Source organism: Phenylobacterium sp., from assembly GCF_016124325.1.
Taxonomy (GTDB): domain Bacteria; phylum Pseudomonadota; class Alphaproteobacteria; order Caulobacterales; family Caulobacteraceae; genus Phenylobacterium.
The window spans coordinates 32,331-52,804 of record NZ_WGNY01000033.1; the positions used below are offsets into that span (position 1 = coordinate 32,331).

At 69.8% G+C, this 20,474-nt stretch carries 25 protein-coding genes; 14 read left to right on the forward strand and 11 right to left on the reverse strand.

Annotated elements, in window-relative coordinates; all coding sequences use genetic code 11:
* Positions 1 to 17 precede the first annotated feature (17 nt).
* Positions 18 to 413 carry a hypothetical protein gene (locus GC203_RS18335; RefSeq protein ID WP_293457674.1) on the reverse strand — a complete coding sequence of 132 codons (396 nt, stop codon included), beginning with the start codon at positions 411 to 413 and terminating at the stop codon, positions 18 to 20.
* A gap of 66 nt (positions 414 to 479) precedes the next feature.
* On the opposite strand from GC203_RS18335, the gene GC203_RS18340 reads away from it, so the two are divergent.
* The gene (locus GC203_RS18340) at positions 480 to 1,016 is read left to right on the forward strand and encodes a TetR family transcriptional regulator (protein WP_293457677.1); all 537 of its coding nucleotides are present in this window, start codon (positions 480 to 482) and stop codon (positions 1,014 to 1,016) included.
* Positions 1,017 to 1,038: 22 nt separating this feature from the next.
* Here the strand turns inward: GC203_RS18340 and GC203_RS18345 are convergent, their stop codons facing one another.
* The 7 genes from GC203_RS18345 to flgF form a co-directional block, all read right to left on the reverse strand.
* On the reverse strand, positions 1,039 to 1,854 hold the full coding sequence (locus tag GC203_RS18345; RefSeq protein WP_293457680.1) for an alpha/beta hydrolase-fold protein: 816 nt from the start codon (positions 1,852 to 1,854) through the stop codon (positions 1,039 to 1,041).
* A gap of 80 nt (positions 1,855 to 1,934) precedes the next feature.
* The gene (locus GC203_RS18350; RefSeq protein WP_293457683.1) at positions 1,935 to 2,867 is read right to left on the reverse strand and encodes a choice-of-anchor A family protein; all 933 of its coding nucleotides are present in this window, start codon (positions 2,865 to 2,867) and stop codon (positions 1,935 to 1,937) included.
* Between the two features lie 269 nt (positions 2,868 to 3,136).
* Positions 3,137 to 3,601: a hypothetical protein gene (locus GC203_RS18355; protein ID WP_293457686.1), complete on the reverse strand. Its 465-nt coding sequence runs from the start codon at positions 3,599 to 3,601 to the stop codon at positions 3,137 to 3,139.
* Between the two features lie 5 nt (positions 3,602 to 3,606).
* Complete coding sequence (gene flgH, locus GC203_RS18360) at positions 3,607 to 4,335, reverse strand: flagellar basal body L-ring protein FlgH (protein ID WP_293457689.1); 729 nt, start codon at positions 4,333 to 4,335, stop codon at positions 3,607 to 3,609.
* A gap of 11 nt (positions 4,336 to 4,346) precedes the next feature.
* Entirely contained in the window at positions 4,347 to 5,102 is a 756-nt protein-coding gene (gene flgA, locus GC203_RS18365) for a flagellar basal body P-ring formation chaperone FlgA (RefSeq protein ID WP_293457692.1), read from the reverse strand.
* A 4-nt stretch (positions 5,103 to 5,106) separates the two neighbouring features.
* Positions 5,107 to 5,895: a flagellar basal-body rod protein FlgG gene (flgG, locus tag GC203_RS18370; RefSeq protein ID WP_293457695.1), complete on the reverse strand. Its 789-nt coding sequence runs from the start codon at positions 5,893 to 5,895 to the stop codon at positions 5,107 to 5,109.
* A gap of 14 nt (positions 5,896 to 5,909) precedes the next feature.
* Positions 5,910 to 6,647 (reverse strand): flagellar basal-body rod protein FlgF, encoded by a 738-nt coding sequence (flgF, locus tag GC203_RS18375; protein ID WP_293457697.1) that lies wholly within the window; start codon positions 6,645 to 6,647, stop codon positions 5,910 to 5,912.
* A gap of 239 nt (positions 6,648 to 6,886) precedes the next feature.
* On the opposite strand from flgF, the gene GC203_RS18380 reads away from it, so the two are divergent.
* Genes GC203_RS18380 through GC203_RS18400 form a run of 5 tightly spaced genes read left to right on the forward strand, consistent with a single transcriptional unit; the run spans position 6,887 to position 12,926 of the window.
* Positions 6,887 to 7,498: a flagellar basal body-associated FliL family protein gene (locus tag GC203_RS18380; protein WP_293457700.1), complete on the forward strand. Its 612-nt coding sequence runs from the start codon at positions 6,887 to 6,889 to the stop codon at positions 7,496 to 7,498.
* 30 nt (positions 7,499 to 7,528) lie between these two features.
* The gene (gene fliM / locus GC203_RS18385) at positions 7,529 to 8,623 is read left to right on the forward strand and encodes a flagellar motor switch protein FliM (RefSeq protein ID WP_293457702.1); all 1,095 of its coding nucleotides are present in this window, start codon (positions 7,529 to 7,531) and stop codon (positions 8,621 to 8,623) included.
* Positions 8,620 to 9,147 carry a DUF6468 domain-containing protein gene (locus tag GC203_RS18390; protein WP_293457705.1) on the forward strand — a complete coding sequence of 176 codons (528 nt, stop codon included), beginning with the start codon at positions 8,620 to 8,622 and terminating at the stop codon, positions 9,145 to 9,147. The genes fliM and GC203_RS18390 overlap by 4 nt, the downstream gene beginning before the upstream one ends.
* A complete protein-coding gene (locus GC203_RS18395; protein ID WP_293457707.1) occupies positions 9,144 to 10,007 on the forward strand; it encodes a hypothetical protein in 864 nt (287 codons plus the stop codon). The genes GC203_RS18390 and GC203_RS18395 overlap by 4 nt, the downstream gene beginning before the upstream one ends.
* A 3-nt stretch (positions 10,008 to 10,010) precedes the next feature.
* Complete coding sequence (locus tag GC203_RS18400; protein ID WP_293457709.1) at positions 10,011 to 12,926, forward strand: endoglucanase; 2,916 nt, start codon at positions 10,011 to 10,013, stop codon at positions 12,924 to 12,926.
* Positions 12,927 to 12,929: 3 nt separating this feature from the next.
* On the opposite strand, the gene fliP is transcribed toward GC203_RS18400, so the two are convergent.
* Together fliP and GC203_RS18410 are read right to left on the reverse strand one after the other, a co-directional pair.
* The gene (fliP, locus tag GC203_RS18405; protein ID WP_293457896.1) at positions 12,930 to 13,730 is read right to left on the reverse strand and encodes a flagellar type III secretion system pore protein FliP; all 801 of its coding nucleotides are present in this window, start codon (positions 13,728 to 13,730) and stop codon (positions 12,930 to 12,932) included.
* The gene (locus GC203_RS18410) at positions 13,727 to 14,002 is read right to left on the reverse strand and encodes a flagellar biosynthetic protein FliO (RefSeq protein ID WP_293457711.1); all 276 of its coding nucleotides are present in this window, start codon (positions 14,000 to 14,002) and stop codon (positions 13,727 to 13,729) included. The genes fliP and GC203_RS18410 overlap by 4 nt, the downstream gene beginning before the upstream one ends.
* A gap of 91 nt (positions 14,003 to 14,093) precedes the next feature.
* Here GC203_RS18410 and GC203_RS18415 point away from each other — a divergent pair, with 91 nt between their 5' ends.
* The 3 genes from GC203_RS18415 to fliE are packed head-to-tail and all read left to right on the forward strand — an operon-like array spanning position 14,094 to position 15,280.
* A complete protein-coding gene (locus tag GC203_RS18415) occupies positions 14,094 to 14,510 on the forward strand; it encodes a flagellar biosynthesis protein FlgB (protein WP_293457713.1) in 417 nt (138 codons plus the stop codon).
* A 16-nt stretch (positions 14,511 to 14,526) separates the two neighbouring features.
* Positions 14,527 to 14,946 (forward strand): flagellar basal body rod protein FlgC, encoded by a 420-nt coding sequence (gene flgC / locus GC203_RS18420; protein ID WP_293457716.1) that lies wholly within the window; start codon positions 14,527 to 14,529, stop codon positions 14,944 to 14,946.
* 10 nt (positions 14,947 to 14,956) lie between these two features.
* Positions 14,957 to 15,280: a flagellar hook-basal body complex protein FliE gene (gene fliE / locus GC203_RS18425; RefSeq protein ID WP_293457718.1), complete on the forward strand. Its 324-nt coding sequence runs from the start codon at positions 14,957 to 14,959 to the stop codon at positions 15,278 to 15,280.
* 18 nt (positions 15,281 to 15,298) lie between these two features.
* Here fliE and GC203_RS18430 read toward each other — a convergent pair whose 3' ends face one another.
* Positions 15,299 to 15,799, reverse strand: a complete 501-nt coding sequence (locus GC203_RS18430) for a superoxide dismutase family protein (protein ID WP_293457720.1) — start codon at positions 15,797 to 15,799, stop codon at positions 15,299 to 15,301.
* Between the two features lie 108 nt (positions 15,800 to 15,907).
* Between GC203_RS18430 and GC203_RS18435 the strand changes: the two genes are divergently transcribed.
* The 5 genes from GC203_RS18435 (at position 15,908) to flhB (ending at position 20,460) form a co-directional block, all read left to right on the forward strand.
* A complete protein-coding gene (locus GC203_RS18435) occupies positions 15,908 to 16,693 on the forward strand; it encodes an ABC transporter ATP-binding protein (RefSeq protein WP_366502052.1) in 786 nt (261 codons plus the stop codon).
* Positions 16,690 to 18,240 (forward strand): ABC transporter permease/substrate-binding protein, encoded by a 1,551-nt coding sequence (locus GC203_RS18440; RefSeq protein WP_293457722.1) that lies wholly within the window; start codon positions 16,690 to 16,692, stop codon positions 18,238 to 18,240. Before GC203_RS18435 ends, GC203_RS18440 begins: the two co-directional genes overlap by 4 nt.
* Positions 18,241 to 18,334: 94 nt before the next feature.
* A complete protein-coding gene (gene fliQ / locus GC203_RS18445) occupies positions 18,335 to 18,598 on the forward strand; it encodes a flagellar biosynthesis protein FliQ (protein ID WP_293457725.1) in 264 nt (87 codons plus the stop codon).
* Positions 18,599 to 18,616: 18 nt separating this feature from the next.
* Positions 18,617 to 19,378: a flagellar biosynthetic protein FliR gene (fliR, locus tag GC203_RS18450; RefSeq protein WP_293457728.1), complete on the forward strand. Its 762-nt coding sequence runs from the start codon at positions 18,617 to 18,619 to the stop codon at positions 19,376 to 19,378.
* Positions 19,375 to 20,460, forward strand: coding sequence for a flagellar biosynthesis protein FlhB (gene flhB / locus GC203_RS18455; RefSeq protein ID WP_293457731.1), 1,086 nt, complete (start codon positions 19,375 to 19,377; stop codon positions 20,458 to 20,460). Before fliR ends, flhB begins: the two co-directional genes overlap by 4 nt.
* Positions 20,461 to 20,474 lie beyond the last annotated feature (14 nt).

The window sequence follows — 20,474 nt, forward strand, 5'->3', positions numbered from 1 at the left end:
GCGCGTCTCCGTCCGCCTCATCCGCCCGGAGCCTGCGCGCCCGCGATCAGCAGCGCCAGGGCCAGGCTCATCATCATCCAGCCGGGGTGGCGTCCGCGGGTCGCCCAGAAGTTGCCGACCGCGCCGAACAAGTAGCCGGCGCCGACCAGCGCCGCGGTCACCAGGCGGGCCTGCGGGGCCATCCACCCCGCGGCCACCACCAACGCCACGCCGCTCAGGAACCAGGCGTAGGTGGAGAAGTGCATCAGCACAGGGACCAACCGCCGCACGCCCCGCAATCCGGGCTCCGCGCGGCACGCCGCCTCCAGGGGGCGCACGATGAAGCGCTGGGTGAGCGCCCCGTGGATCACCGCTACGCCGGCGCCCACAATCCCGGCGGCGCCCAGCGCCATGTCCTGCCACGTCATGACCATACACCTCTGTATGGAACCCTGGGCGCGGAATTGCAGCAGGTCAATACACTTGTGTATGGTTCTGGCGTGAACGACCGCCTCACCGCCTCCGACTGGATCGACCATGGCTTGCGGACCCTTGCCGCCCACGGCCCCGGGGCGCTCAGGGTTGGGCCGATGGCGACGGGCCTGAATGTCTCACGCGGCAGCTTCTATTGGCATTTCAGGGATATCGCCGATTTCCGCGCCAGGCTCCTGGAAGCCTGGGAGGCGCGTGCGACCGAGGCGGTGATCCGCGATGTCGAGGCCCGCGCCAGCGAACCCGACCGCCTGAGGGACCTCCTGGCCCGGGCTTTCACCGCGCGGCCGCGCCTCGACGCCGCCGTACGCGCCTGGGCCGCCGAGGACGCGGCGGTCGCCACCGCTGTGACTGCGGTCGACGCCCGGCGCATCGCCTACATCGCCCGGCTCCTTCGCGAGACGGGCGTCGAGGCGTGCCGGGCCCAGGCCCGCGCGACGTTTCTCTATTGGGCCTTTCTTGGCCAGGGCGCGGTGATCGACCCCGCCCACGGCGCCCTGCAAGGCGCGGCCATCGATGAGATCGGCGGGCTCTTCGAGCGTTGAGGCGGACCGCGCCGTCTCGCCGTCACCTTTCCGGCGGCAGCACGTACGGGAACGCCGTCGCCACGGCCATCGGATAGTAGGCCAGGTGGGCGGCGCCTGCGAAGGTCTCCGAACGCACCGAATAGTTCGCCGACAGTGCGGCGGCCACGATCCGTGCCGCTTCGGTCATCCGGGCATCCTCTTTTCCGCCGACGCCCACGAACACCCGGGGCGCCCCTGCCGAGGGGCGCGCCTGAGGCAGCCGATCGATGAGATCCGGCTCCATCCAGAGGGCCGGGCTGCAGATGATGTAGCTTGAGAACGCCGCGGGGCGGTCGAGCATGACATGGGCCGCGAAGAGCCCGCCCTCGGAGTGTCCGAACAGCACGCTGTTCGCGGGTTCGACGGCGTAGCGCGCCGCAATGAAGGGCATGAGTTCGTCCACGAGGAACCGCTCGAAGTCGGCGCCCCCGCCGCCGATGGTGCGGCCGTCGTGGTCCACGGGCTGGAACAGTAGGTCGCGGTCGCGCATGGCGTAGGCGTCGGGGCGATAGCCGACCGAAACGACGAACGCTCGCGCCATCGCGCCGCCACCGCCCATGACCCAGGCCATCGGGCCCGCGATGCTGTAGCCGCCGTCCAGGGCGTAGATGGCGGGATAGGATTTGCCGGGCTTCTCGGCGAAGGGATGGGTCACTTGGATCAGGAAATCCCGCCCCAGGCTCCCGGAATGCAGCAGCAGTTCGTCGGTCGCCATCTGCGGGGCCGGCGCCTTCGAGATCAGGGTCAGGGGCGCGGCCGAGACCGGTCCGGCCAGACAGGCGATCGCCGCCAGGATCGGGATGACGCGCCCACGCATGGTGTCCTCCGACGCTCGTGCGAGGGCCAGAAAACTACATGCGTAATCTTCAAGTCAAGTCTGTCGCTCCACGAGGCCTGTCAGGCCGCCAGCGCCGCTCGCCGGCGCCGCAGCACCATGCCCATGGCGCCGAAGCCCAGGATCATCAGCGCCCAGGCGGCGGGTTCGGGAACGACCGAGCCATTCAGGCCGCCGGGGGTGAAGGTGTCTTCCGGACGCGGCGCCGGGGGCGTCAGCAGGTTTCCGGCGTAGCCCGTGGAGCCGAAACTCATCGCCCCATTGAAGCTGCCGACGATCAGGTCGCCCGAGATCGTGCCGGAATTGCCCTGGAAGGCCGCGAACGGCGCCAGCACCGAACCGCTCAGCGAAACCCCGCCGGCCGTGATGCTGGTGGCTTCGGAGAAGTTCCACAGGATGTTTGGCGCGTCGTAGAAGTTCAGGCCGCCGGCCAGGTTCACGGTGTCGCCACTGACGTTGATCAGCACCTGCGACCCCGCCGCGATGTTCGTGCTGAACCACGTCACCTGCGACAGCATCGAGCTGGAGATGTTGAAGACGTTCAGCCCGGTGTCGAGCCCGGTGAGGTAGAGCCCGCCCCACTGCACCTGCGCCGCGCCGTTGGCCGCCTCGCCCGCCAGCGACGTGCTGAGGTCCTTCAGGCGGACCGCCTCCGCGGCGAAGTCGATGGGCAGCGCCGCGCCCGCGGTCACCGGCAGATACGCCGGCGAGTTGTTGGAGCCGCCCACCAGGGCGCCGCCGGCGATCGAGCCGCCCCAGTAGTAGTTGAGGTTCCCGCCGACCACGAGGCTGGCCGGGTCGTCGGCCGTCGAGCCGCTGATGCTGGTGCTGTAGAAGGTCGCATTGCCGCCGGCGGCCACGCGGTTGGCGATGTTGTTGCCCTGCAGCGTGAGGTCGCCCAGCGAATAGAGCTGGAAGTCGGCCGCCGATTCCGCCGCGAGAGCGGGCGCGGCGACAAGCGTCGTAGCCAGGAAAGCGGCGGCAAAGATACGCACGTGATTCACCATCACTCTGCTGCACATGCGTCGATCAGGTAGATCTTCGCATAGGCAGAATTGTTGCTTCGGCCCTGCGGCCGTTCACCCCGCATGTACGTACGCGAAAGCTGAAATGCTGCTTACCAGGGTGTCGCGGCGGCGCTTTTGGGCCGGTCCGGCTACTCAAAACGGGGGAGTGCTCGCCCATCGCGCGATAATTGGCGGCCAGGCCGGCATTGGCGCTCGTGTCGGTTGAGTCGATCGACGCCGGCCTGAGCCGAGGCGGCCTAGCTTCGGCAGGCGTTCAGGAAGTCGTGGCCGGGGGCGAAGCCGTTCGGCAGGGCGACGCGCCGCCGGCCGAGCGCCACGCCGAGCTCGCCGGTCTCGGCGAAGCGGGCCAGCGCCGGGTCGTCGGCGGGAACCTGGGCCTGGATGTCCAGCGCGCCGTCGGTGTCCGCGCCGACGACGCCCGCGCCGGGATGGCGGCTCTCGACCTTGCCCGAGCGGAGGATGACCAGGGCGGGGTCGCCGGGACGCCCGATCACGGTCAGGTCGACGACGCCGGAATGCGGCGTGCATTCCATCATCAGGCGCACGCCGCCGGGGCCGTCCGCCGCGGCGACCAGCCGGACGCTCTCGCCGGCGTCCTCGATGCGGGTCCACGTCACCCCGGGGTCGCGACGGTCCGGGCCGAAGGCGCAGCCGGCCAGCAGGCCGGCCGCGATCACGAAGAGGAAGCCTCGCGGACGCATCGGGCTCAGAACGGGCTGAACTTCTCCAGCAGCGACTGGCCGGCGGGCGTCTTCTGCACCCGGCTGATATCGCCACGGCCGCCGTAGCTGATGCGGGCTTCGGCGATCTGGGTGTGACGGACGGTGTTGGCCGCCGAAATGTCCTCCGGCCGCACGATGCCGGCCACGGTGAGCTGGCGCAGTTCGCCGTTCGTGCGGACCTCCTGGGTGCCCTGGATCACGAGGTTGCCGTTGGGCAGCACCGCCGAGACGATCGCGGCGATGGTCAGGGTGATCTTCTCGGAGCGGTTCACCTGGCCCGCGCCCGCGTTGGAGGTCGAGGAATTGGTTTCGACGGCGGTGGCCGGATCGAAGGCGCTCGGCAGAATCTTCCCGAGGGTCGATTCCAGGCCGAAGAAATGCGGCACGCCGGCGGTGAGGCCCGCGGTCCGCGAGCTGGACGTCGCGTTGGTGGTCTTGGCGCTGTCGTCGATGTCGATGTTGACGGTCAGGATATCGCCGACCCGGCTGGCGCGCTGGTCGTTGAAGAAGGCGCGAGCCCCGACGCGCCACAGCGAGTTGGCGCTGGCGGCCTGGGGCGGCGGTTCCCGGACCGACACGGTCGGCTGGGTCATGGGGGCGAGGGAGGCGGGATAACCCACGGGGGCCAGTTCGGGGCCCTTCACCGCCTCGGAGATGGTCGAGCAGGCGCCCAGCGGGGCCAGGGCGGCGAGAACGAGGATGCGCAGGCGCATGACGAGGTCCTTCAACGGAGCGCGTAACGGGAAGAGTGGGTCAGCTTCAGCTGGTCCGCCTCGGGGCCGACCGCGGCCTGGCCGGGTCCGGTGACCACGGCCTGGACGGTCTTCTTCGACGTGACGTTCTGCACGTTGATGGGCTCGCCCACGGCGCCGCCCGAGAGGGCCTTGGCCTGCAGGGCGAGCGAGATGCCCCCACTTTCGAAGGTGAGGGTTACGATGTCGTTTGGTTTCACCACCTGGACCGCGGCGACGTCGCGTCCGGAGACCGCGGCGCCGGCGCGCAGCGGACGGCGCGCTGCGAGGCCCACGACGACGTCGGCGTCGGAAGGCGCGTCGCTGGGGGCGAGCGCCGCCTTGGCCCAGATCAGATCCTGCGGCTGGACGATCTCGCCGGCCGAGATGTTGCGGGTCCAGGTCAGCACGTCGACGTTGCCGCGCGCGGCGACGGCCGAGGCGGGAGCGCCCGCGGCGCCGGCGTTGGACGATGCGCCCGTCACCACGATCTGGCGCAGGCCCTCGGCGTTGGCCCACTCCAGCCCGGCGCGATAGGCGGCGAGTTGCACGGCCCGCGCGTTCAGCATCACCGATGCGCCAGACCGCTTCGCCACCGGGACGGTCGCGGCCGCGCCGGCGCCTTCGAAGATCTCGCCCAGGGTGACGACCCCGTCGGCGTCGAAGACGTCCGACTTCAGTGTCACGGGCGTCCCGGCCAGGGCCGGAGAGGCGGCGGCCAGCGCCGCCAGGACGATGAGCGCCTTCATGAGCCTACGCCTTCACCTGGTTGGCTGTGGCCAGCATGTTGTCGGCGGTGGAGATCACCTTGGAGTTCATCTCGTAGGCCCGCTGGGCCACGATCAGGGCGGTGATCTCCGACACCGGGTCGACGTTGGAGGCTTCGGTGTAGCCCTGCACGAGCGTGCCGACGCCGACCGATCCCGGCGTGCCGGTCGTGGGCGCGCCGGACGCGACGGTCTCTTTGTAGAGGTTCGACCCCATGGCCGAGAGGCCGCCGTCGTTCACGAAGGTGGCCAGTTCCAGCACCCCCACCACGTTCGGCGTGGTCTGGCCGGCCTGGAGCACCTCGACCTGACCCGACTTGGAGATCGACACCGAAACCGCGTCGGACGGGATCGAGATGGCCGGCTGGATCTGATAGCCGTCCTGGGTGACCATCTGGCCCTGGTCGTTGACCGCCAGGTTGCCCGCGCGGGTGTAGGCCGTCTCGCCCGAGGGCAGCAGCACCTGGAAGTAGCCGCGCCCGTCGATCGCCAGGTCGTAGGGGTTGTCGGTGCGGGTCAGCGCGCCCTGGGTCTCGACGCGGTAGACCGCGCCGGCCTTGACGCCCGCGCCCACCTGGACCCCGGTCGGCACGATGGTGCCCTGGTCGGACGACTGCGAGCCGGCCGCCTCGTACGTCTGGTAGAGCAGATCCTGGAACTCGGCGCGCTGACGTTTGAACGCGATCGTGTTCATGTTGGCGATGTTGTTCGAGATGACCTCGACGTTCATCTGCTGGGCCGCCATACCGGTGGCGGCGGTGCGGAGCGCTTGCATCCTCGTCTACCCTCTTACTGAATCCGGCCCAGGCGCTCGACGGAGCGGCGCGAGAGGTCGGCTTCGGATTCCATCATCTTTGCGGTCTGTTCGTAGGCGCGGCTCACCTCGACCATGCGGGTGATCTCCAGCACCGGCTTGACGTTCGAGCCTTCCAGCATCCCCTGACGCAGGCGGGCGCTTTCGGCGGGCTGCGGCTGCAGGTTCGAAACGTTGCGGAAGAGGTTGTCGCCCGCCTTCGACAGCGCGCCGGCATTGGCGAAGTCGAACATGCCGACCTTGCCGACCTGCTCGGAGCCCTGGGTCATCGTGCCATCGGCGCCGATCGAGACCGTCCCCTTCTCGGGATCGATGGTGATCTCGCCGCCGCCCTCGTCGAGGACCGGCTGGCCCGCCTGGGTCACCAGGCGCCCGCTGGGATCGGTCGTGAAACGGCCGTCGCGGGTGAAGCGGGGGCCTTGCGGCGTCTGGATCTGGAAGAAGCCTTCGCCCTCGATGGCCATGTCCAGGGGCGCGCCGGTGGTCGTCAGCACGCCTTGGCGGAAATCGCGCGCCACGCCGTCGGCGAGCACGAACTTCACGGGCCGCGGACCGCCCTCGGTCACCGCCGGGGCGCGCGGGTTCTCCTTTTGCAGGATCGACTCGACCTTGAACCCCGTGGTGTCCAGGTTCGCGATGTTGTTCGCGATGATGTCCATCTCGCGACGGAGCACCACCTGGCGGGAGAGGCCGACGTAGAGAGCGTTGTCCATTAACAGGCGGACCTTGCGGCTGCGACGTTTCGCCAATCCGGCCTGCAAGCTTCGGGCCAGTCCAAAATATCAATAAAAACAACAAACAAGAAAGTTAACGGCCGCCCAGCGGCGGATTCTGCCGGGCAGGAATCGCGCCCGTTAAGAACCGTTAAAAACCGCTTCTTAACCAAAGAGCGGCATTCGTAACGACGCCGGTATTCCAAGGCCGTCTTCTCTTTTCTCTAGGAACTGGGCGCGTGGCGAAGAAGGACAAGAAGCCGAAGGAGGCCGAGGGCGAAGCGCCCGAAGGCGCCGAAGGCGCGGAGGGCGAGGCCCCCGCCAAGAAGAAGCTGCCGCTGAAGATGCTCATCATCGCCGGCGCCGCGGCGCTCGTGGTGCTGGGCGGCGGCGGTACGGCCGCGTTCCTCTTCCTCAAGCCGAAACCCGACGCGGCGGCCGCCGAGAAGGGCGACCACGGCAAGGAGAAGAAAAAGAAGAAGGAGGAGAAGAAGGAAGGCAAAGAGGGCGAAAAGACCGCCGGGATGATCCGCGAGGGACCCGACGGCGTGGTGTTCTACACGCTGCCCGACGTGGTCGTGAACATGCAGACCGCCGACGGCCGACCCACCTTCCTGAAGCTCAAGCTGACCCTCGAACTGCCCGACGAGGAGGTCGTCGACGAACTCGATCCCAACATGCCGAGGCTCCAGGACATGTTCCAGACGTTCCTGCGCGAGCTGCGGCCCGAGGATCTTTCGGGCAGCCAGGGGAGCTACCAGCTGCGCATGGAGATCCTGCGCCGGGTGAACCTCGTCATTTCGCCGGCCAAGGCGAACGCCGTCCTCATCGAGGAGATGCTGATCAACTAGCGCGCCAGCGCCCGTTGAGTCCGGAAGCCCATGGCAGAAGACACCGACATCTCGACCGAAGCCGAAACCGAAGTCGCCCCCGGGGGCGGCGGCGAGGATGGTGCGTCCTGGGCCGCCGCCGCGGCGGCCGAGGCCAACTCGTCCGAGCGCATCCTGAACCAGGACGAGATCGACAGCCTGCTGGGCTTCGACCTCTCCGACGACGAAATCTCCGAGCGCACGGGCATCCGGGCGATCATCAACTCGGCGCTGGTGTCGTACGAGCGCCTGCCGATGCTGGAGATCGTCTTCGACCGGCTGGTCCGGTTGATGACGACCTCGCTGCGCAACTTCACGTCCGACAACGTCGAGGTCAGCCTCGACAACATCTCCTCCATCCGCTTCGGCGACTACCTGAACTCGATCCCCCTGCCGGCGATCCTGTCGGTGTTCCGGGCCGAGGAGCTGAACAACTATGGCCTGCTGACCGTCGACTCGAACCTGATCTATTCGATCGTCGACGTGCTGCTCGGCGGCCGCCGCGGCACCGCGGCGATGCGGATCGAGGGCCGCCCCTACACGACGATCGAGCGCGTGCTGGTCCAGCGGATGGTCGAGGTGGTCCTGGCCGACGCCAAGGAGGCGTTCGAGCCGCTCACCCCCGTCCACTTCACCCTGGACCGGCTGGAGACCAACCCGCGGTTCGCCGCCATCGCCCGGCCAGCCAACGCCGCCATCCTGGTGAAGCTGCGGATCGACATGGAAGACCGCGGTGGCCGCATCGAGCTGCTGCTGCCGTACGCGACGCTCGAACCCATCCGCAAGATGCTGCTCCAGCAGTTCATGGGCGAGAAGTTCGGCCGCGACAACATCTGGGAAGGCCACCTCGCGACCGAGCTCTGGACCACGACCATGGAGGTCCGCGCCGTGCTCGACGAGCAGCAGGTCAGCCTCAAGAGCGTGCTGAACCTCAAGGTCGGCGACACCCTGATGCTCAACGCCACCCCGGACAGCCTGATCGAGCTTCGGGCCGGCGCCGTTCCACTCACCCGCGGCCGCATGGGCCGCCGCAACGCCCACATCGCCGTGCGGGTCGAGGCTCCGCTCTCGCCCATCGCCCGGCAAACCGTCCAGAGGATGACATGAGCCTCATCGCGATCGGGATGAATCTGCTGCTGGCCGGTCTGCTGGTCGCCGCCATGGCTGTGGGCCTGCGCCTCAACCGCCGCCTCAAGGCGCTGCGGGACAGTCACGAGGGCTTCGAGGCCGCGGTCCGGGAGCTCAACGTGGCCGCCGCCCGCGCCGAGCAGGGCCTTGCCGATCTGCGCGCCGCCACCGACGAGGCCACCGACATGCTGGCCGACCGGATCGAGAAGGGCCGCGCGCTGGCCGGCCGGCTGGAAAAGCTGGTCGCCGCTGCGCCGCCGCCCGCGCCGGCCGCCGAGCAGCCGATGGCCAACGAGTCGGCCGAGCGTCGCCTGGGCGCGCTGCTGGCCGCCGCCCGCGCCGTCCGCAACCGGACCGAGGAGCCTGTCGAACGGGCCGCGCCCGCCGCCGAGCCGCTCGTCGGCCGGCCGCCGCTGCCGGGCCGCCGCATCGCCTCGCCTGACGAAGATTTGTTCGAAGACGCGCCGGTCGCCCTCGAGCGCCGCGCCGGAGCCCGCTGGTGAAATCCGTCCCTCGCATCCTGCCGCTCGTGGGCGTCGCCATCGGCGGCGTTCTGGCCGTGAACGCGCTCAGCGGCGCCCAGACGCTGCCCGACCTGCTGTCGGGCGCCCAGGCCTTCGCGAAGGAGGCGGCCAAGCCCGCCGAGAAATCCGATCCGAAGGCCGCCAAGCCCGACGAGGCCAAGGCGTCGACCGGCGACGCCGCCGATGCGGCTGCGGCCTTGCCCCCGCCATCCATCGCGCCAAAGGCGGTCTGCGCGCCGACGGCCGCCGAGCTGGCCAAGCAGGCGGGCCTGTCGCCCGCCGAGCTGCAGGTCCTGCAGAGCCTGGGCCAACGCCGCGGCGAGCTGGACAAGCGCGAGAACGCCATGTCCACGGAGCTCGCGCTGATGGCGGCGGCCGAAGCCAAGCTCGACGCGAAGCTCAAGTCGCTCAATGACCTGAAGTCGCAGGTCCAGGGCCTGCTCAACGAGACCGACGCCAAGCAGGCCGCCGAGATCGATCGGCTGGTCAAGGTGTTCGAAGGCATGAAGGCCAAGGACGCAGCGCCGCGCATGGTGATGCTGGACGACAGCGTGCGTCTGCCGATCGCGGCGAAGATGAAGGAGCGCTCGCTCTCGGCCATCGTGGCGGCCATGCCGGCCGCGGAGGCCAAGAAGCTCACCGAGGCGCTGGCCCGCCGCTACTCGGGCATCGCGGAAGCCGCCAAGGCCGCGGCCAGCGACCAGCCCGCGGCTGCCGCCGCGGCCCCGGCCAAGACCGCGGCCGCGGCGCCGAACAAGCCCGCGCGCAAGAAGGCTCCGGCCGCCCAGCAGGCCGCCGATGCGCCGGCTGGCGCGGCTCCGCCCGCGAAGAGCGGCTAACCGATGGGATTGCGCCAGGCCCTCCGATCCGGGGTGGCCGCGGCCTGCATCGCGGGCGTCGCGGCGCCTGCCGGGATCGCCGCGCCAGCGGCCCAGGCCGTCGCCCGTCGCGACGGCCTGATCGTACGCGTGGCGACGGCGCAGACCTTCTCGCGTATCGAGATCCACGGCGTTGGCGTTTCCGCCCAGCGGAGCGGCCAGACCGTGACGCTGAGCTTCAGCCGCGACGGCGATCCGGACGTCGGCGCGCTGGTCACTTCGCCGCCGAAGTGGATCAAGGCGGTCGAGGCGCGCCACGTTGGCGGCCGCTACCAGCTGGTCATCACGCTCGCCGATGACGCCGACGCCAAGTTCGGCGTGGCCGACGGCGGCGCCTATCTCAACGCCTTCGAAAAGGCTGAACCCGACCCGGACGCGATGGCGGCCCAGGCCGTGGCTGTGGCCGAGCCCGAGCCGCCGCGGCCCGATCCGTTGCCGCCCGGCGGCGTGGTCCACATGGTCACCAAGCTGACCGGCGGCCAGACGCAGATCTCGTTCGCCTGGGCCAATCCGGCCGGCGCGGCTGTCTTCCGTCGCGGCGACGCGATCTGGATGGTGTTCGACGCCCCGGCCACACTCGACGTCGATTCCGCCCCGGGCGGCCTGCGTCCGCTGAGCAACATCCGCACGTTCAAGGGAGGCGACTACGCAGCCCTGCGTATCGACGCCAAGGCCGACCTGCCGGTCTTCGTTGGTTCGCTCGGCAGCACGTGGACCCTCTATCTCGGACCCGGGCCCCAGGCCCAGCCGGCGATCGTGCGCGTGGGCCGGGATCCCGCCGGCGGCCCGGCGGCGCTGAAGGCCCCGGTCGCCGGGGCCACGCGCGTGATCAACCTGCCCGATCCGGTCGTGGGCGACGTGCTGACCGTCGTTACCGCCCTTGGCCCGCCCAAGGGCGTGGCGAGCCGGCGCGACTTCGTCGACACGGTGCTGCTCCCGTCGATCCAGGGCCTCGCCATCCAGCCGCTCGTGGAAGATCTGTCGGTGCAGCGCGACGGCGAGATCGTCCGCGTCAGCCGCGCTCAGGGCCTGACCTTGTCGCCGGCCTGGGCCACGCGCGACCGCGAGGACGCCGCCCTTGGCGCGCCGCAGCCGGCCGTCATGCCGGCGCTGATCCCGGACGACTGGGCCAAGACCGGATCCGGCGGCTTCACGCGGCGCTACGACAGCCTCTTCTCGGCCGCCGCGATCGAAGGCGGCAACAAGGATCGCCAGGCGCCCGTGGCCGCGCGCATGGCCCTGGCCCGCTTCCTGGTGGGCTCCGAACTCTCGTTCGAGGCCATCGGTCTTCTCAACGACCTCGCCCACGAGCACCCGGAGATGCTGGACGACCCGGAATTCCGGGGCCTGCGGGGCGTGGCCCGGGTGCTCGCGCACCGCTACGCCGAGGCGGACGCCGACTTCTCCTCGCCCTCGCTCGCCGACGATCCGTCGACGTCGCTCTGGCGCGCCTATGTGGACAGCAAGCTGGGCCACAGCGCCGAGGCGCGCACGCAGTTCGCGAAGGGCGTCGAGGCCTACAACCTGTTCGCGCCGGTGTGGAAGGCGCGCTTCGCCCGCGCCGACGCCCAGTCCGCCCTGGCCCAGGGCGATCTCGTCGGCGCCGACACCCGTATCCGCATGGCGCTGCAGGCCGAACACCTGCCGCCCGAGGAGCGCCTGCAGAACCGCCTGGTCCAAGCTCGTCTGATCGAGCTCCAGGGGCACAAGGATCGCGCGCTCCGGATCTACAACGCCATCGCCGGCGCCCCGATCGACTCGATCGCCGCGCCGGCCGTGCTGCGGGCCACCCAGATCAAGCTGGAGGACGGCGCGATCACGCCGGTGCAGGCGGCCAATGTCTTCGACAACCTTCGCTACCGCTGGCGCGGCGACGCCACCGAGCTGGAGACCATTCGCGCGCTGGGTCAGCTCTATCTGAAACAGGGCCGCTATCGCGAAGCGCTGGAGGCCCTGCGGTCGGCCGGCGCGCGCCTGCCCGACCTGCCCGAAGCGACCCAGCTCCAGGCCGATCTCAGCGCCGCCTTCCGCGGCCTCTTCCTCGATGGGCTGGCCGACGGACTCGAGCCCGTCCAGGCGCTGGCCCTGTTCTACGACTTCAAGGAGCTGACGCCGATCGGCGCCGATGGCGACCTGATGGTCCGCAAGATGGTCAAACGCCTGATCGACGTCGATCTGCTGCCCCAGGCCGCGGACCTGCTGAAGTATCAGGTCGACAACCGCCTCGATGGGGTTCCGCGCGCCCAGGTGGCCACCGATCTGGCGGTGATCTACCTGATGGACCGCAAGCCCGAACAGGCGCTGGAGGCCATCAACTCGTCGCGTACGACGGTCCTGCCCAACGCGCTGAACGGCGAACGCCGCCTGATCGAGGCGCGCGCCTGGAGCGCGCTTGGCCGCTACGACAACGCCCTCGAGATCATCGGGCGTGACAAATCCCCCGACGCCGACGACCTGCGCGCCGAGATCATCTGGAAGCAGAAGGACTGGGCCAAGGCGGGGCCGCTCTTCGAGAAGGCCCTGGGCGATCGATGGAAAGCCTCGGCACCGCTCACCACCGAGGAGGAGGGCGAACTGATCCGCGCCGGCGTCGCCTTCACCCTGGCCGGCGACGAGGCCTCGCTCGAGCGGCTGAACCAGCGCTATCAGGGCTTCTACGAGAAGGCCAACAACCCCGAGGCGCTCAAGATCGCGCTGACCGGCATTCCCTCCGGCCGGCTGAGCGTCGCCGACTTCGGCCGCGTCTCCGCCGACAACCAGGTGTTCGCAGGCTGGGTCGAGAAGATGAAGGGCCGCTTCAAGACCCGGGCCGCGCCCGTCGGGACCGGGCCGACGCCGGCCAAGCAGGCCCAGGCCGCGCCCAAGAGCGCCAAGAGCTAGAGGCTAGCCGCCGCCCGCGCCGCGCTGGAAGCTCTCCACGAGGCTCCCGCAGACCAGCCGCCAGCCGTCCACCAGGACAAAGAAGATCAGCTTGAACGGCAGGCTCACCACCACCGGCGGCAGCATCATCATGCCCATGCTCATCAGCACGCTGGCGACTACCAGGTCGATCACCAGGAACGGGACGAACAGCAGGAAGCCGATCTCGAAAGCCCGCTTGAGCTCGCCGATCATAAATGCCGGCGTCACGACGCGCAGCGGCGTATCCATGGCCGTCGCGGGCTTCTCGATGCGCGAAAGGCGCACGAACAGGGCGAGATCGCCTTCCTCGACCTGGCTCAGCATGAACCGCTTCACCGGCGCGCCGGCGGCGTCGAACGCCTGCGGCAGCTCCATCTGCTGGTCCATCAGCGGTTTGACGCCCTCGTTGTACGACTGCTCGAAGGTGGGGCCCATCACGATGGCCGTGAGGAACAGGCTGAGCGAGACGAGCACCGCGTTCGGCGGGCTCTGCTGGGCCCCCAGCGCCGTGCGCAGCAGCGACAGCACCACCACGATCCGCACGAACGACGTGGTCATGATCACGATCGACGGCGCCAGGGTGAGCACCGTCAGCAGGCCCACGAGCTGGACGATCCGCTCGGTGAGCCCGGCGCCGGTGCCGAGGTTGACGGTCAGCGCCTGGGCCATGGCCGCGGCCGGGAACATCAGGCCGGCCAGGCTCGTGATCGCCGCCAGCAGGGCGGCGCGGCGCCATTCCTCGGCGGGCAGGTTCCGGATCGCCTTCCAGAGCTCGCGCATCAGGCCCGCCCCTTGTCGTCGAGGTCGGCCAGCACCTGACCTTCGCCCAGCAGCACCAGCCGCTCACGTCCGTCGCAGTCCACGATGACGAGGCGGCGTGTGGGATCCAGGATCAGGCTTTCGACGATTTTCATGCGACGCTCGGCCTTGCTCCTCACCGAGAGACGGGAGAGCGCATCGGGGCCGTAGCGGCGCAGGGCCACGGCGGCCAAGCCCACGAGGCCGAGGGTGAGGGCCAGCGCGAACGCGGCTCGGGCGAAATCGGCGAGGGTCATGAGGGGCGCATGGTGCGGAGCAATCCTGGCCCGCAATTCGCCGCTGAATCCCTTAAACGCGGATTAACCCTGTTTCTTCAGGATTGGCCTTATGAACCTGGCCGAAATCCCGCTGTTCGCGATGCTGCGCAATCGGCTCGGCTACCTGGGCGAGCGCCAGAAGGTGATCGCCGAGAACGTGGCCAACACCGATACGGCGCAGTACACCCCGGGCGACCTCAAGCCCTTCAGCTTCGACGCGCGCCTGGAGATGGCGAAATCGAGCGGTGTCTCGATCACCCAGCCGGGCCACCTGAAGCCGCCCAGCCAGAGGGGCGGCCTGGGCGCGCAGTTCAAGACGGTCAAGACCCCCGACTCCGAGACCACGCTCAACGGCAATTCCGTGGTGCTGGAGGAGGAGATGATCAAGATGAGCGAGGCGCGGATGAACTACGACGCCGCCATCAGCTTCTACCAGAAGTCCATGAACCTCCTGCGCATGGCGGCCCGTCCGCCGGGCCGCGGCTAGACCGGAGGAGGCCTAGGTGCCCAACATCAAGCCCGTCGGCGGCGTCACACAGGCCATCGCGGCCTCAGCGCTTCGCGCCCAGCAGGCGCGCATGCGGATCATCGCCGAGAACCTCGCCAACGCCGATTCCACGTCGAAGACACCCGGCGGCGACCCCTACCGTCGCCAGGCGCCGGTGTTCGAGCCGACGCGGGTCGACGGCGCCAAGGGCGTGCGGATGAGCAAGGTGGAACCCGATCAGTCCCAGTTCCGCGAGGAATACGATCCGGGCCACCCGTCGGCCAACACCGAGGGCTACGTGAAGCTTCCGAACGTCGACCCGTTGGTCGAGGCGCTCGACATGAAGGAGGCCCAACGGGCCTACGAAGCCAACCTCAATGTGATCGAGACCGCGCGCGCCATGGAGATGCGCACGCTCGATCTCCTGAAGAAGTAGGGACTAGGCGATGATCACCGCGCTTGCCGCCGCCAAGGCCTACGCCGCCACCCAGAAGGGCGCGGGCGTCGATCCCGGCCTGGGCTCGCCCACCGCCCTCGGCGGGCCCGCGCAGCAGGGCGGTTTCGGCGACCTGCTCAAGTCGGCGATCAGCGACGCCATGGCCACGTCCAAGGTCGCCGAGAAGCAGATGGCCAACCAGGTCGCCGGAAAGGCCGAACTGGTCGATGTCGTGACATCCATCACCGCCGCCGAGACCAGCCTGGAGACGATCATGGCGGTCCGCGACCAGGCGATCAGCGCCTATCAGGAAATCATGCGGATGCCGATCTGACGGCGGGGCCGCGCCCCGTCACCGGATCTCCGCGCACGCCACCCGCGCGCCTGCGCCGCCGATCGGCTGGGTCATGAAGTCGTCCGGGTTGGCGTGGATCACCACCGCCGAGCCGTCTGTGTCCTTCAGGTCCGACAGCTTCAGGAACGTCGAGAACACCTCGGTCGCCCCGGTTCCGTCCGCGCCGACATAGAGGTTGGGCAGGTCGCCGGTCTCGTTGGCGGCCGGGTTCAGCAGGCCGTGAATGCGGTCGCCGGCCCCATGGGTGTGGCCGCCGGCCGAGGTGAAGTCCGATTTCGAGCAGTCGGCCTTCTCGTGGAAATGCAGGCCGTGCCAGCCGGGCGCCAGTCCCTTGGTCTCCACGCGCATGATCACGCCCTTGGGCGCGTCGGTCAGGGTGATCTGGCCGATCGCCTGGCCCGCGTTGTTCTTCAGCTCCGCGACGGTCGAGGCGGCGAGGGCGGCCGGGCCGGCGGCGGAAGCGGCGAGGGCGGCGGCGGCGAGGACAAGGCGGCGCATGGCGGACTCCGACACGAAACAGGGGACGGCCGACCTTAGACCCGCAATCCGCGCTCGCCCAGGCGCTGAACGGCCTATCAGCAATCGTCGGTTCAAGCGGACGGCCGATTGCTCTACCCCTGGGCCATGGCCGATCCGGCGATCCAGCTTTCCGGCGTCTCCAAGCGCTATGGCGCGCACGCCGCCCTCGACGGGGTGGACCTCGCGGTTCCGCGCGGCGCCTTCGTGGCGCTCGTGGGCGGTTCGGGCTCGGGCAAGACCACATTGCTCAAGACTATCAACGGGCTGATCGCCCCCGACGCGGGCCGGGTGACGGTGGACGGCGAGGACGTCGCGGCCGTCCCTCCCCACCAGCTTCGCCGCCGGATCGGCTACGTCTTCCAGGAGGTGGGGCTTTTTCCGCATCTCAGCGTCGCGGAGAACATCGGCGTCACGCCCCGGCTGCTGGGCTGGGACCGCGCGCGAATCGCCGCCCGCGTGGCCGAACTGCTCGAGCTCGTCGCCCTGCCGTCCGAGATGGCGGCGCGGGCGCCGGCGGCGTTGTCCGGCGGCCAGCGCCAGCGGGTCGGCGTGGCCCGCGCGCTCGCCGCCGAGCCGCGGATCGTACTCATGGACGAGCCGTTCGGCGCCCTCGACCCGGTGATCCGCGACGCGCTGGGCGCCGACGTGCGCGCGCTGCACGAGCGCCTGGGCCTGACCACGGTGATGGTCACCCACGACATGGCCGAGGCGGTGCTCCTGGCCGACCGGATCGTGGTGCTGGATGGCGGCCGCATCCTCGCCGACGGCGCGCCGGCCGAGCTGATGGCGCATGCCGGGGATCCGCAGGTGCGCGCGTTGCTCGAGGCCCCGAAGCGACAGGCCGAGCGCCTGCGCGAACGGCTGGGCGCATGAGCCCGCGCCTCCAGGCCGCCTTCGATCGCCTGCCCGAGTACCTCGGCTGGCACGTGGCGCTCAGCCTCAGCGCGCTGGCGCTGGGCCTGGCCATCAGCCTGCCGCTGGCTGTGGCCGCCAGCCGCAGCCCGCGCCTGCGCTGGCCGGTCCTGGCGCTGGCCAGCCTGATCCAGACGATCCCCAGCCTGGCGCTGCTGGCGCTGTTCTATCCGCTGCTGCTGGCGCTCTCGGCGCTCAGCGAGGCGGTGCTGGGCCACGGCTTCTCGGCGCTGGGCTTCCTGCCGTCGCTGCTGGCCCTGACGCTCTATTCGATCCTGCCGATCCTCAGGAATGGCGTCGCCGGGATCACTGGCGTCGACCCGGCCGTCACCCAGGCCGCCGACGGCGTCGGCATGACCTCGCGCCAGAAGCTCTTCAAGGTCGAGCTGCCCCTGGCCGCGCCGGTGATCATGGCCGGCGTGCGCACTGCCGCGGTCTGGACGATCGGCGCGGCGACCCTCTCGACGCCCGTGGGCCAGACCAGTCTGGGCAACTACATCTTCGCGGGCCTCCAGACCGAGAACTGGGTCTTCGTCCTGTTCGGATGCGCGGCCTCGGCGGCCCTGGCGCTGTCGGCCGATCAGCTCCTCGGTCTCGTCGAGCTGGGCGCGCGCCGGCGCAGCCGGTTGCTGGCGGGCGGCGGCCTCGCGGGCCTCGTCGCGGGCGCGGCGCTGGCGCTGGCCCCGCTCGTGGGCTTCGGCGAGCCATCCGCCTATGTCGTCGGCGCCAAGAACTTCTCGGAGCAGTACATCCTGGCCGAGATGATGGCGGACCGGCTGGAGGCCACGGGCGCGCGCGTCTCGCGCAAGGAGGACCTGGGGTCGGCGGTGGCCTATCGCGCGCTCGCCGCCGGCGAGATCGACGTCTACGTCGACTATTCCGGCACGCTCTGGTCGAACGTGCTGCGTCGCACCGACAACCCGGGTCGCAAGGCGGTGCTGAAGGGGCTGACGGACGAGCTCGCCCGCCGCGATGGCGTCCTCGTGCTTGGGCCGCTGGGTTTCGAGAACGCCTACGCCTTCGCCATGCGGGCGGACCGGGCCGCGGCGCTGCACGTCCGCGACCTCGGCGACCTCGCGCGGGCCTCGCAGGGGCTGACCCTCGGCACGGACATCGAGTTCCTCTCGCGGCCGGAGTGGAAGGCCGTAGACGCCGCCTACGGCTTCCGCTTCCGCGACAAGCGTGTTTTCCAGCCCACCTTCATGTACCGCGCCCTGGCCTCGGGCGACGCCGACGTGATCAGCGCGTTCTCTTCCGACGGGCGCATCGCCGCCGACAATCTGGTGGTGCTCGCCGACCCCAAGGGCGCCCTGCCGCCCTACGACGCGGTGATCCTCGTCTCGCCCAAGCACGCTCACGACCGCCGCCTGCTGAGCGCCCTGGAGCCCCTGGTCGGCGCCATTTCCGTCGAAGCGATGCGGGACGCCAACCTCAGCGTCGACCGCGATGCGGGCAAGGTCACGCCGGCCGAGGCCGCCCGGGCGCTGGAGGCCCGGATTCGGCGCTGAATGGAGGCCGTCCTAGCCTTTCATTAACCATGCCGGGCGAGATTTGGGCGTCGGCCGGAACGCCGGCCAATCCCTTCCTTGCGAGGTCTTCTGCATGAGCGGCGCCGAGGTTCTGGACGTCGGGCGCGACGCCATCTGGCTTACCCTCCAGCTGTGCGGGCCGATCCTCATCGTGGGGCTCATCGTGGGCGTCGGCATCGGCCTGCTCCAGGCGCTGACCCAGATCCAGGAGCAGACCCTGATCTACGCGCCGAAGATCGTGGCGATCTTCATTTCCCTGCTGCTCTTCCTGCCGCTCATGGGCGGCCTGATGAGCGGCTTCATGCGCAACATCGCGGCCCGCATCGCGGCGATGTAGCGGGGCCCGGGCGACAAGATGGAGTCCTACGCCACCGCTCAGCAGGTGTTCGCCGCCGGCCTGATCTTCGCCAGGCTCGGGGCTATCGTCATGCTGATCCCGGGGCTCGGCGAGACCTTCATCCCGCCGCGCATCCGCCTGGCGTTCGCCCTGGCCCTGGCGCTCATGATGTGGACGCTGGTGGGCGGGCGCGTCCCCGCCGTGCCGGGCGACGTGGCGGGCCTGGCCTGGGCCGTCCTGCGCGAGGTCCTGATCGGCCTGATGATCGGCGGCGTCCTGAGGATCTTCATGTCGTCGCTGGCCAGCGCCGGCGAGTTCGTCTCGCTGCAGACGACGCTCTCGTTCGCCCAGACCGCCAACCCGCTCCAGGCGCAGCCGTCGGCGACGCTCGGCACCTTCCTGGGCCTGATCGGCATGGTGCTGATCTTCACGACCGACCTGCACCACCTGTTCATCGCCGCGATCGTGCGCTCCTACGATCTCTTTCCGTTCGGGCGGCCGGTGCCGGTGCAGGATGCGGGCGCGCTGGCGATGCAGACCATGAGCCGCTCGTTCGCCCTGGGCCTTCAGCTCGCCGCGCCGGTGGTGGTGTTCTCGCTGGTGTTCAATATCGCCACCGGCCTCGTCGGGCGCGTGATGCCGCAGTTCCAGATCTTCTTCGTCGCCGCGCCGCTCAGCATCCTGATGGGCCTTTCGATCTTCGCGCTCAGCCTGGGCGTGATCGGCATGGTCTGGGTGGATCGCTACCGTAGCCTGCTCGGGAGCTTCGTGCCGTCATGAGCGAGGCTCCGGATCGCGAGTCCAAGACAGAAGAAGCAACCCCGCGAAGGCTCGAGAAAGCTCGCGAGGAAGGCGATGGCGTCAAGACCATGGAGTTGGGGCAGTTCGCGACCCTGTCGGCCACGGCCGGGGTGCTGCTGCTTTCCGGCGGATGGCTCGCCCAGAACATGGTCGCCCGGCTGACGCCGTTCCTGTCGCGGCCCGAGTCGATGTCGCTGGAGGGCGGCGCGGGGGTCGCGGTCCTGCGCTACGCCGTGCTGGCGGGCGCGCCTGCGTTGCTGATGGTGATGCTCACGGCCGGGGTCTCGGGCGCCGCGGCGAGCCTGCTGCAAACCGGCCTGCGCCTGACGCCGAAGAAGCTCAAACCCGACGCCTCCAAGCTCGATCCGCGCAAGGGGTTCACCCGCATCTACGGCCCGGACGGCCTGGCCCAGTTCGTGAAGTCGGTGGTGAAGGTGGTGATCACCGGCCTGCTGGCCTGGTGGGTGCTCAGGCCCAACGTGAACCAGCTGTCGACGCTGTCGGCGTTGGAGCCGGGCGCGATCCTCCCGTTCGCGATCCAGATCATCAAGCGCCTGGTCTTCGCGGTCGCGGCGCTGACGCTCGTCCTGGCGGGCGCCGACTGGCTCTGGCAGCGCCAGCGCTTCCTCACCCGCATGAAGATGACCCGCGAAGAGGTGAAGGAAGACTACAAGCAGTCGGACGGCGACCCTCACATCAAGGCGCGCCAGCGCCAGCTGCGCCAGGAGCGCGCGCGGCGGCGCATGATGCAGGCCGTGCCGGAGGCCACCGTGGTGGTCATGAACCCGACCCACTACGCCGTGGCGCTGAAGTACGAGGCCGGCGAGACCGCCGCGCCGATGTGCGTCGCCAAGGGCATCGACAGCCTGGCCCTCAAGATCCGCGCCGTGGCCGAGGAGGCGGGCGTGCCGGTCGTGGAGGATCCGCCCCTGGCCCGCGCCCTCTACGCCGCCGTCGAGATCGACGACATGATCCCCGCGGCCCACTTCGAAGCCGTGGCCAAGATCATCGGCTTCATCATGAGCGCCGCCCAGCGCCGCCCGATCCCGGTCCGCCCATGAGGCCGTTTCCGCCC

Excerpts from the sequence above, each read along its gene's own strand:
- GC203_RS18410 (WP_293457711.1), bottom strand. The coding sequence starts at position 14,002 with ATGACCCTCGCCGATTTCGCCCGAGCCGCGTTCGCGCTGGCCCTCACC.
- fliQ (WP_293457725.1), top strand. The coding sequence starts at position 18,335 with ATGAGCGGCGCCGAGGTTCTGGACGTCGGGCGCGACGCCATCTGGCTT.
- fliR (WP_293457728.1), top strand. The coding sequence starts at position 18,617 with ATGGAGTCCTACGCCACCGCTCAGCAGGTGTTCGCCGCCGGCCTGATC.
- GC203_RS18430 (WP_293457720.1), bottom strand. The coding sequence starts at position 15,799 with ATGCGCCGCCTTGTCCTCGCCGCCGCCGCCCTCGCCGCTTCCGCCGCC.
- fliE (WP_293457718.1), top strand. The coding sequence starts at position 14,957 with ATGATCACCGCGCTTGCCGCCGCCAAGGCCTACGCCGCCACCCAGAAG.
- GC203_RS18400 (WP_293457709.1), top strand. The coding sequence starts at position 10,011 with ATGGGATTGCGCCAGGCCCTCCGATCCGGGGTGGCCGCGGCCTGCATC.
- GC203_RS18440 (WP_293457722.1), top strand. The coding sequence starts at position 16,690 with ATGAGCCCGCGCCTCCAGGCCGCCTTCGATCGCCTGCCCGAGTACCTC.
- flgH (WP_293457689.1), bottom strand. The coding sequence starts at position 4,335 with ATGCGCCTGCGCATCCTCGTTCTCGCCGCCCTGGCCCCGCTGGGCGCC.
- fliM (WP_293457702.1), top strand. The coding sequence starts at position 7,529 with ATGGCAGAAGACACCGACATCTCGACCGAAGCCGAAACCGAAGTCGCC.
- GC203_RS18345 (WP_293457680.1), bottom strand. The coding sequence starts at position 1,854 with ATGCGTGGGCGCGTCATCCCGATCCTGGCGGCGATCGCCTGTCTGGCC.
- GC203_RS18390 (WP_293457705.1), top strand. The coding sequence starts at position 8,620 with ATGAGCCTCATCGCGATCGGGATGAATCTGCTGCTGGCCGGTCTGCTG.
- flgG (WP_293457695.1), bottom strand. The coding sequence starts at position 5,895 with ATGCAAGCGCTCCGCACCGCCGCCACCGGTATGGCGGCCCAGCAGATG.
- GC203_RS18335 (WP_293457674.1), bottom strand. The coding sequence starts at position 413 with ATGGTCATGACGTGGCAGGACATGGCGCTGGGCGCCGCCGGGATTGTG.
- flgA (WP_293457692.1), bottom strand. The coding sequence starts at position 5,102 with ATGAAGGCGCTCATCGTCCTGGCGGCGCTGGCCGCCGCCTCTCCGGCC.
- GC203_RS18355 (WP_293457686.1), bottom strand. The coding sequence starts at position 3,601 with ATGCGTCCGCGAGGCTTCCTCTTCGTGATCGCGGCCGGCCTGCTGGCC.
- flhB (WP_293457731.1), top strand. The coding sequence starts at position 19,375 with ATGAGCGAGGCTCCGGATCGCGAGTCCAAGACAGAAGAAGCAACCCCG.
- GC203_RS18415 (WP_293457713.1), top strand. The coding sequence starts at position 14,094 with ATGAACCTGGCCGAAATCCCGCTGTTCGCGATGCTGCGCAATCGGCTC.
- flgF (WP_293457697.1), bottom strand. The coding sequence starts at position 6,647 with ATGGACAACGCTCTCTACGTCGGCCTCTCCCGCCAGGTGGTGCTCCGT.